The organism is Paenibacillus sp. 01T443, assembly GCF_056398325.1.
In genome coordinates this window covers 1-9,707 of sequence record NZ_JBFTPE010000049.1, presented here as the reverse complement: position 1 = coordinate 9,707, position 9,707 = coordinate 1, and the positions used below count along the sequence as shown (strand labels likewise).

Sequence of the window (9,707 nt, the reverse complement as noted above, 5' to 3'; positions counted from 1 at the left end):
TTAATAAGTTCTTTAATGTTGAACCTGAACCTGATTTAGAAACAGAAGACTTTCTAAAGAATTGGGATTACTTCACCGAGGATATTCTTCATATTATCAAATTGGAATATACAAACGGGAAAATGTGTATACCCACAGAGGGAGAAGAATCAATAATAATTGATTTAGGGTGGTATCCAGATTCAAGTCCCGAAGGAGAATACGCTTTACAAATTGTAAAAGATAATGGGTACTGGGATGTGTTAAAAGAAAAACGTACAAAAAATCGGTTTGATATCAAAGAAACACTTGAGGAATGGTTAGAGCTATTGAGTTCCAATCCTGAGTGGCTGAAGAAGTGAACAGTCAGTTCAAGAAAATGCCCCCCAGCGCTAGCAGCCTGGGATCTCGCTTCGGCCAGGTGGGGAATGCCCTGATCTTGAGCCTCTCATTGTAACTCTGTATCAAGCCATGTATGAGGCAATTGCTGCACACAGCCGTTTGGGACTGAATRTCGTGGTGGATGTCTGGCACCAGGATGCTTATTCGATTCCGCAGGGATTCTTCCCAACTGTGCCCGGATCCTTAGTGGACTGCCTGTTTTGTTTGTGGGTGTGCGATGCCCATTAGAGGTTGTCATGCAGCGGCGAATCGCTACCTGGAATTCCGGCTACGAAGAGGACGGCTCAGTGCCAAAGCCGGTGAGATTGTGGCAGCAGGCTGTTCATATGCCAGGTATCTATGACCTGGAGGTTGACACCTCGGTGCTCAGTTCCGAAGAGTGTGCCGCCCTAATCCGCCATCGCCTCGAAGAGGGGCTACTGCCTTCGGCTTTCCAGCGTCTTGAGGTTTAGAACAGTAACTTCTATTCATTACAATCAAGGGGGAATCAAATGTTACAGGTAGATAAGACCGGACAGATTATTATTTTAAATGGGACTCCGCGGTCASGGAAGTCCAGTATAGCCAATGTGATTCAGAATACGTTCGAAGGTGTGTGGATGAACATTGGAGTCGACCGGTTCATGCAGATGACCCCTGAACGCTACCGGCCAGGGATTGGGCTTCGGCCTGGTGGGGAACGCCTCGACCTTGAACCACTCATTGTGAGCCTGTATCAAGCCATGTATGAGGCTATTGCTGCGCACAGCCGTCTGGAGCTGAATGTTGTAGTTGATGTCGGTCACCACGATGCGTATTCGATCCCGCGGGGGATTCTTCCCAGCTGTGCCCGGATCCTGAGTGGACTGCCCGTTTTGTTTGTGGGTGTGCGATGCCCATTAGAGGTTGTCATGCAGCGGAGGATCGCTACCTGGAATTCCGGGTACGAAGAGGATGGCTCTGTGCCAAAGCCGGTGAGATTGTGGCAGCAGGCTGTGCATGTGCCAGGTATCTATGACCTGAACGTTGACACCTCAGTGCTAAGTTCCGAGGAGTGTGCACGCCTGATCCGCCAGCGCCTCGAAGAGGATCTGCCACCCTCAGCTTTCCAGCGTCTTGAGGCCATGACGTAGGTGGTGGAGTATCCACTCTGAAACTACTCAGAAAGCGCAACAGTCGTATTATCTACCATGAGGTAATGGCAAGTATATTAAACAGATTAATTTTCGATAATAAAGGGCATTCATAATGGAAAATAAATTTCCAGTAGGTGAGTGCTTATGTTTTTTCGAAAACTTGTCCTAACGATGTCCATCTTTTTTATGGTATATCATCCGGTTGATTCAATTCAAGGTTCGAGGAAGTTGCCAGCGAAAGTTGCTTTTATGCGGGATGGCAACGTGTGGGTGTATGTGAATGGTACGGAGATTCAGGTATCGAAATCGGGGAGAGCGATGGGCCCGGAATGGTCTGTTGATGGAAAGTTACTTTCCTATGTTGAAGAAGATGGAGGGGACCTGCCTCAGCAGAGCGTTCAGATCTATGATGTCAGCGCCAAGAAAACGATTAAAATCTATAAAAGAGGTTATTTTCCGAAGTGGTCTCCCCGCGGTGAAATTCTCGCCTATAAAGACGGTACCATTCTCAACGTTTCCGACTTCAAGCAATTCAATAACGCTGCAATCGGAGTAGGTGAATATATCTGGATTCCTGACGGCAGCGGATTCATTTTATCAAAGAGTGGCTCTCTCACGCCGGAAGGATGGACGGGAGGGACACTTTATAGGAAGGTTCTTCCACAGAATTGGGCGGATGCGGGGTATTTGGAGAATGTCGACAAATTCTTTATGCTGCCGAATGAGATATCAAGTAACGGTTCAAAGATTATTGCGGTCGATCCCAGTAATTTTTCTTTCTCAAAGAGCGGTCGCTGGCTTTCTTTTGTTGTATCACCGACCGAATCTTGGTCTATGGACAGCAATATGGTTTGCGCGATCTCAGCGGACGGCCTTCATTTTGAAGTATTGGATGAGATCATTCTGGAAGTTGGACTTCCGAAATGGGCGCCTTCGAAAGATATTTTAGCGTATATCGCAGGGGGAGGAAGACTGGTGTTCGGATTTAAGGATAAAGATTTAAAAACGAAGGAATTCCCTGCATTCGCAACCTACACACCTGAGAACTATGCCGACTTGGATTTCGCATGGAAGGATGACAATACGATCTTTGTCTCCCGAATTAGAGAAGCTGAATGGTCGAATGATTTTTCTAAGCATCCTCTTCCGGCTTTATTTGTTATTGACACAGTCTCGGGTAAGCAAAGCCAAATTACGAGTCCTCCGGAAGGATATGCTGATTACAGTCCCAATTACATCCGTTCCGCCGATAAAATGATTTGGATAAGACGAAAATATTATTATAAAGACGCTAATATCTGGATTGCCAATCCTGACGGAAGTGAAGCAAGCCTATGGCTGAAAAATGCCGATTCACCGGTAATTTATTCGCCCAAGCTTTAATTTGAGATTAGTAAGTGTTAGTGTATGGATTCTAGATGTTACAAGTCCGCGTAAATCGCGGGCTTTTTTAGTTATCGGATCAAGTTCTTGTCACATTTGCGGCCGTACGATTTCCGGAAGCGCAAAACTTCTCCATAGTATCTGATGACAACGAGCGGCCTCGTTTGGTTTACCTCGAAAAAACCATAGATCTCATCTATCGTTATCATTGAAAAAATGATATTGATCAATAATCTTTAATCTCATAGAATGAGGCATCAGGAGAGAGAGTAGCGTTAATCGAAAAGAAATAAAGGTTCCTCATTGCGCTTCCAGGAGAGGTGCACGCTGCATTCGATAAACAATAATTTATATAGAAAGTGGTGACCGTCCATGCAAACCATGGCTGCCGTACAGAAACAAAGAAGCATCGGTTCTATTCAATTCTTACCCGTTAATCTATTTGCATCGGTTATGGGAATTTCAGGTCTGTCATTGGCTTGGAGAGAAGCAAGCAAGCTATTCGGTACTTCCACCGTCATCGCCGATATCAGTGGAATTGTTGCACTTGTGATATTTATCGCGTTAAGTGTAGGTTATCTTTCAAAATGGGTTTTATACCCGCAGAAAGTCAAAGATGAATTTACGCATCCCATCTTGGGCAATTTCTTCGGTACGATCACGATTGCCATGCTCTTGCTTTCCTCGGTGATCGGCAACTACAGTCAAATATCGGGGCAAGTGATTTGGATCATCGGAACAGCAGCGACGTTAGCGCTTAGTTTTGTTTTCGTTACACGCTTGTTGAACGGGAATCACGAGCCGGGTAATGCGGTTCCGGCTTCTCTGATTCCTGTGGTAGGGACCATAGATATTGCGGTTGCCGGCGGGACAATGCCGTTCCCATGGGCGCATGAAATTAATTTGTTGTCCCTTGCGATCGGCGGAATTGTTGCTTTAGTATTCTTCACCTTGATCTTATCCAGGTTGATTCATCATGCTCCACTGCCAGCAGGATTAATGCCCTCCATGTTTATCATGAGTGCGCCGTTTGAGGTTGGTTTTCTTGGCTATACGAACTTCGTGCAGCGAATTGATCCGTTCGCCTCCATGTTGTTTTACTTCGGTCTGTTCTTGTTCATTGTCTTGTTCTTCAAAGTATTCAACAAGTCTGTTCCGTTTGGCGCTTCCTGGTGGGCTGTAACCTTTCCGATGGCTGCTCTCAGCATTGCCGCTTTAAAATACGCGATGTTCGTGCATTCTTGGCTGTTAATTGCCATTTCCGCGATCGTTCTGGCTTTGCTCAGTATCGTTGTGGTCGTACTCTTTATTCGAACGCTAAATATTCTGTTCAATGGCAAATTGCTTAGAGGATAATTCAAGTTTCAAATAAAGGCGTAAGTAATCGTGCACAAATTAGTTCACCTTTTCGAAATATCGGAAAGCAACACGAGAAGAATCAATCGTTTATCGGACAGACAGCGGTTTAACTCCAAAACCTCATCGTGTTGGTGAGGTTTATCGCATGTATTATCCTCCTGTCAGTAACAAATAATAACAACCGTTACTGGTATGTTTACGAAGACTTTTTGATGCGAAAGTGGTGGGCAAGATGGAATTAATAGCATGCAAGCAACAGAATATGGAGAAAATCGGCTCCATTCAATATCTACGGGTGAATTTACATCTTAATCGGCATCTATTTCATTGAGATAATGAAGCAAGAAACACGAGGTGAATGAGAATGGAATTAAGACAACTCGAATATTTCATGACGACTTGCAAAGAACTCCATTTCACTCGGGCTGCAGAAAAGCTTGGAATTACACAGCCTACGTTAAGTCATCAAATTAAAGCGCTTGAGAACGAGCTTGGTGTTCGATTGTTTGATCGAATTGGTAAGAAGACGATGATTACAGAAGCGGGTATGATCTTGTACCAGCAATCCCATAAAGCTATAGGAGCCTTGGCAAGTGCACGCGAGCAAATTCAAGAGCTGCAGAAAGTAGAACGCGGCACTTTATCGGTTGGCGCCTTGCCAGGTGAATTAAATGAACTCGTTTCATCCCTTTTAATCGACTATCATCGTAATTATCCTAATATACGCATAAAGTTGATTGCTAATGAAGATGTCGTTGAACGGGTCCTGCAAAATGAACTGGACTTTGCCATCTCCATTTTACCTGTAGAACATGATAAATTAGCGATTAAGTCTCTCTATAGAGAAGTCTTCTTTTTCGTGACTACCGCCAACCATCCTTTGGCCAGCCGCCCTCAAATTGATTTTGAGGAAGTAGTATCAACCCCGATTGTGATGTTTCCTGAAACACACCGATGCCGGCAGTTGGTTGATTTCACTTGTCAAAATGCAGGTCTAGAATTAAAACCTTTTATTGAAACTACAACGATCGATTCTTTATTTAATTTAGTAAGGTCCGGGACGGGGGCCACTATTCTTTCTAAAACATTAATCGAGATGTATCATTATGAGGATTTGATCATCATTCCAATCCTAAACCCAACGCTCTGCCGAGAAGTAGGGATAGTTTATCATAAAGATAAGTATTTGGGGCGGGCAGCAAGCGGATTTATCGATCTCGTTCTTTCTTACATTAAGTCAATTAAGAAAGAAGAACCTACAGCATATTGCGATCAGGAAGCGAAAGCTTGATGGAGACATCAAGGCTTTTTGTGTTATATTCTTTTACTACAATGCAATGAGATGACTGACCAAATTACAAAGAAATGAGATCGGACAAGAGGTATTATGGTATGAACGATTCAGTTGTAAACAAAATAACGAAGAGTTTAAAAAGGAAGTCGCTATTTCATTTTACAAGGGTCCGAAACTTGCCTTCAATTGCGCATCTCGATGCTTTGTACTCGTGTAATAAGGCTGATCCTACTTTATCGAATGAAAGACGGATAGTGAGTAGAGAAATTCATTTTCACGGAAATGCTTTTGTAGCAAACGCTCATCTACGAATTGCAGATCAAGTTATGGATGCAAAAACAACTCATCAACAATTTTATAATTTTCTGGATCAGCACGTATTTTTTTGGCCGACGCAAAGAGATTGTCAAAAAATGCTGGAGATTTATTCAAAAAGAGAACCAGATGAAGCTTTTGCTATCCTTCAATTGGATGCACATTCGTTGCTTTATGACTTCTATGACACTGTTAAGTTGTCTAAGTACGATTCCGGAAGCTCACCTCGTTACCCATCTCGTTGTTCCTATAAAAAAAGTCTGCAAATGTTTTTGCCACTAGACCAATTCGAAATTGTGAAGGAAAGTTTTTTGCCTTCAAAACCTTCTGAGATACGCGAGGTCCTTGTGGAAGAGAAAGTAACGAACTTGTCCCGTTATTTACAGGCCGTTTATTGCAAAAATATTGAGGAGATTCCCGAAAGATTAAGGAAGTACGCACAATCTATTCAGAATTTTAAGAATCAAGAAATTATATAAGGATCTCGCCAAATTCAAATATGTGGCCTGTTTTAGTCAGTATGGAACCAACCGGCTATTACTGGCTGGTCCGCTATTTTCCTGAATTCCTTACGGTGTTGAATCCTCATAGAGGGAGGATAGTTCAGCATAGTTGAAGAATTCAGGTTAGAGAAGATTTTGGGGGAGATGGTTTAGGTGAATGAAATTATTATCCTAAAAGTTAATCATCTAGATACTCATAAATTAAAACAGTTGGTTGTAGAAAGTGCTGGTGAAGGATTTCGTCATATTAAACGGTTAGTAACCGATTTTGAAACAGGAGCTAATAAATTCGATAAAGATGGAGAAGCACTCTTTATCGCTTATCAGAGCAGCGAAGTTGTTGGAGTTTGCGGATTGAATCAAGACCCCTATATGAATAGCAAAAAAGTTGGTCGTGTTCRTAGGCTTTATGTTTCCAAAAAGGTACGTCGCTTTGGGATAGGGCGAATGTTAATGGATTCTGTTATTACAGAAGCTAGAAAGCACTATAACATGCTTGTACTAAAGACTGATAACCCTATTGCAGACACATTTTATCGCTTTATTGGTTTTTCGGTTAATATTAATTCAGAAAATGACAGCCATTTTCTTCTGTTATCATCTAACTAACGGGACATGGTACTGTAAGGACAACAGCTTTCCGGCAATATTGGTCTCGAAAAAAATAGTCATACAAAAAGCCTTGTGATTTTATTCCAAAGGCTTTTTTTTGATGAATTTCACAGGCTGCCCGACATAGATACAGTTTGATTATTTCGATTTTTCTGAATATAAAAGAGTAAATAGTTCAAATTTATGGTATGGTATTTTGTGATGAATGTCATACTATAGGGGCTGTATAAGGATGAATGGGGATACGACAGAAATAGAGCGGTCGATATTTGATCATGTTGGAAATACGATCAAGACAGAAGATCGAGAGATTCGTATTCTTGCCAAGTATGAGGCGCCATTGGTTGTCGTACTAGGAAATGTGCTTAGCGATGAGGAATGCGATGAGCTAATTAAACATTCTAGGGAACAATTACAACGTTCAAAAATAGGTGGAAATCATGCTGTCAATCAAATTAGAACGAGCAGTGGGGTGTTCTGTGAGGAGAATGAGACGATTACAAGAATCGAGAAGCGATTCTCTCAAATTATGAATATTCCTATCGAGCATGGTGACGGCTTACAAGTTCTGCTGTATACCCCTGGCCAAGAGTATCAACCTCATTATGATTTCTTCGCGGAAACGAGTCGAGCAAGTGCTAACAATCGGATTAGTACACTCGTGATGTATTTGAATGATGTGGAGGAAGGCGGAGAAACGGCGTTCCCCAAGCTTAATATCTCAGTTATTCCTAACAAAGGCATGGCTGTCTACTTTGAATATTTTTACAGCAATCATGAATTAAACGATTTCACCCTGCATGCAGGTACACCAGTGATCAAAGGGGAAAAGTGGGTTGCAACGATGTGGATGAGAAGGCAAGCCCTTCGCTTTTCCTAGACGTAAGATCATACCGTAGAAGCCTATGTGGCGTGATCTTTGAACAGGGGTTCAAATCCCGTCGCCACCGTATTTCCATGGAAGAATCCGACCTCATAAGGTCGGTTTTTTTGATTTTTAGTCACGAAATAGTAAACGATCAGCTTCATCATATAAATCCGCGGAAACAGTTGAAGGATTATGGTGAACAAAGGTCGCTATTGAACGGATAGAATAGAGATGGGGATATTCCAAAAATGTGTACGATTTACTACGAAGTATTAAAAGTTCAGATCGTTGAACTAATATGAATCCGACGCAACTATAGGATTTCCTTAGGCTGCATAGGAGCGCTGGTAACTATGAAGTGGCGGAGTTCGGCTCGAACGTTGGTTTTTGATGTGACTAATGATAGTGGGAAATCAAAAAAGAACCTGGGTAGTTTTATCAGGTTCTTTATTATTGCATATAAATAGACACGATGATATAATCATGTTGCGACTTCGATAATTTAAATAGACATAATTAATTCATCTTACAATTAAATTGTAGCATGCCGGTAAACTCTTGTCAAATGTTTTCTTAATTTRTTAGTTAGGAGAGATGTTGAATGAGTTCTTTGGTTCTCGGTTTTCAGGAAATGGACAAAACGCAGCTTTTGCTCGTTGGCGGAAAAGGGTTAAATTTAGGGGAATTATCAAAAATTGAAGGAATACAAGTACCAGAAGGATTTTGCGTTACAACAGTGGGATATCAAAAAGCCATCGAACAAAACGAAACGTATCATGCTTTACTGGATCGACTAACCATGCTAAAAGTAGAAGATCGAGATCAAATTGGTGAAATCAGCAGGGAAATTCGACAAATCATTATGGAAGTAGAAATCCCTACCGATGTTGTGAAAGCAGTTACCCACTATCTCTCCCAGTTTGGCGATGAACATGCATATGCAGTGCGTTCTAGTGCGACTGCTGAAGATTTGCCACATGCCTCATTTGCCGGTCAACAAGACACCTATTTAAATATCATTGGCAAAGAAGCGATCTTGCAGCATATTAGCAAATGTTGGGCTTCCCTATTTACGGACCGTGCGGTAATCTACCGTATGCAAAATGGATTTGACCACAGACAGGTTTATTTGTCCGTTATCGTTCAAAGGATGGTTTTCCCACAGGCTTCGGGGATTTTATTTAGCGCTGATCCGATTACTTCCAACCGAAAGCTGCTATCAATTGATGCCAGTTTTGGACTTGGAGAAGCGCTGGTCTCTGGCTTGGTATCTGCCGATTGTTATAGAGTACAGGATGGGGAAATTGTCGATAAGAGGATAGCAAACAAAAAAATAGCTATCTACGGACGAAAAGAAGGCGGAACAGAGACAAAGCAGATCGATCCTGATCAGCAAAAGACTCAAACACTTACTGAACAACAAATTTTACAACTAGCACGCACAGGAAGACAGATCGAAGCTTATTTTGGTTGCCCGCAAGATATCGAATGGTGTTTGGTTGATGATACATTTTATATTGTCCAGAGTCGGCCAATCACGACTTTATACCCGATCCCTGAAGTAAATGATCAAGAAAATCACGTTTATGTATCTGTCGGTCATCAACAAATGATGACTGACCCAATAAAACCATTGGGATTGTCTTTTTACCTGTTAATAACTCCTGCACCCATGCGTAAAGCCGGTGGAAGGTTGTTCGTTGATGTTACACATATGCTGGCTTCACCTGTCAGCAGAGAAACTTTCTTAAATACCCTGGGAAAAACCGATCCGCTCATAGAAGACGCATTTTTGACCCTAATAGAGCGAGATTTTATAAAATCGTTACCAGATGATAGAAAAGAACTGAGTCCAGGTAATAGCAGTAAAGGTATGT

At 42.1% G+C, this 9,707-nt stretch carries 11 protein-coding genes; all 11 read left to right on the top strand.

What is annotated here, in order from left to right:
* On the top strand, window positions 1-341 hold a 341-nt coding region (locus AC1DLI_RS33905), incomplete at its 5' end, for a hypothetical protein (protein ID WP_477610056.1).
* Between the two features lie 43 nt (window positions 342-384).
* Window positions 385-609: a phosphotransferase-like protein gene (locus AC1DLI_RS33900; protein WP_477610058.1), complete on the top strand. Its 225-nt coding sequence runs from the start codon at window positions 385-387 to the stop codon at window positions 607-609.
* The gene (locus AC1DLI_RS33895; protein WP_477610054.1) at window positions 588-833 is read left to right on the top strand and encodes a phosphotransferase-like protein; all 246 of its coding nucleotides are present in this window, start codon (window positions 588-590) and stop codon (window positions 831-833) included. Before AC1DLI_RS33900 ends, AC1DLI_RS33895 begins: the two co-directional genes overlap by 22 nt.
* A 39-nt stretch (window positions 834-872) precedes the next feature.
* Window positions 873-1,493 carry a chloramphenicol phosphotransferase CPT family protein gene (locus AC1DLI_RS33890; RefSeq protein ID WP_477610052.1) on the top strand — a complete coding sequence of 207 codons (621 nt, stop codon included), beginning with the start codon at window positions 873-875 and terminating at the stop codon, window positions 1,491-1,493.
* Between the two features lie 147 nt (window positions 1,494-1,640).
* The gene (locus tag AC1DLI_RS33885) at window positions 1,641-2,879 is read left to right on the top strand and encodes a TolB family protein (RefSeq protein WP_477610050.1); all 1,239 of its coding nucleotides are present in this window, start codon (window positions 1,641-1,643) and stop codon (window positions 2,877-2,879) included.
* 372 nt (window positions 2,880-3,251) lie between these two features.
* Window positions 3,252-4,235, top strand: a complete 984-nt coding sequence (locus AC1DLI_RS33880; protein ID WP_477610048.1) for an SLAC1 anion channel family protein — start codon at window positions 3,252-3,254, stop codon at window positions 4,233-4,235.
* A gap of 367 nt (window positions 4,236-4,602) precedes the next feature.
* Entirely contained in the window at window positions 4,603-5,529 is a 927-nt protein-coding gene (locus AC1DLI_RS33875; protein WP_477610047.1) for a LysR family transcriptional regulator, read from the top strand.
* A 101-nt stretch (window positions 5,530-5,630) separates the two neighbouring features.
* Entirely contained in the window at window positions 5,631-6,326 is a 696-nt protein-coding gene (locus tag AC1DLI_RS33870; RefSeq protein ID WP_477610045.1) for a DUF7002 family protein, read from the top strand.
* A gap of 177 nt (window positions 6,327-6,503) precedes the next feature.
* A complete protein-coding gene (locus tag AC1DLI_RS33865) occupies window positions 6,504-6,959 on the top strand; it encodes a GNAT family N-acetyltransferase (RefSeq protein ID WP_477610043.1) in 456 nt (151 codons plus the stop codon).
* Between the two features lie 235 nt (window positions 6,960-7,194).
* Window positions 7,195-7,842, top strand: coding sequence for a 2OG-Fe(II) oxygenase (locus tag AC1DLI_RS33860; RefSeq protein WP_477610041.1), 648 nt, complete (start codon window positions 7,195-7,197; stop codon window positions 7,840-7,842).
* 589 nt (window positions 7,843-8,431) lie between these two features.
* Window positions 8,432-9,707, top strand: a 1,276-nt coding sequence (locus AC1DLI_RS33855; protein WP_477610039.1) for a PEP/pyruvate-binding domain-containing protein, incomplete at its 3' end; no start/stop codon positions are given.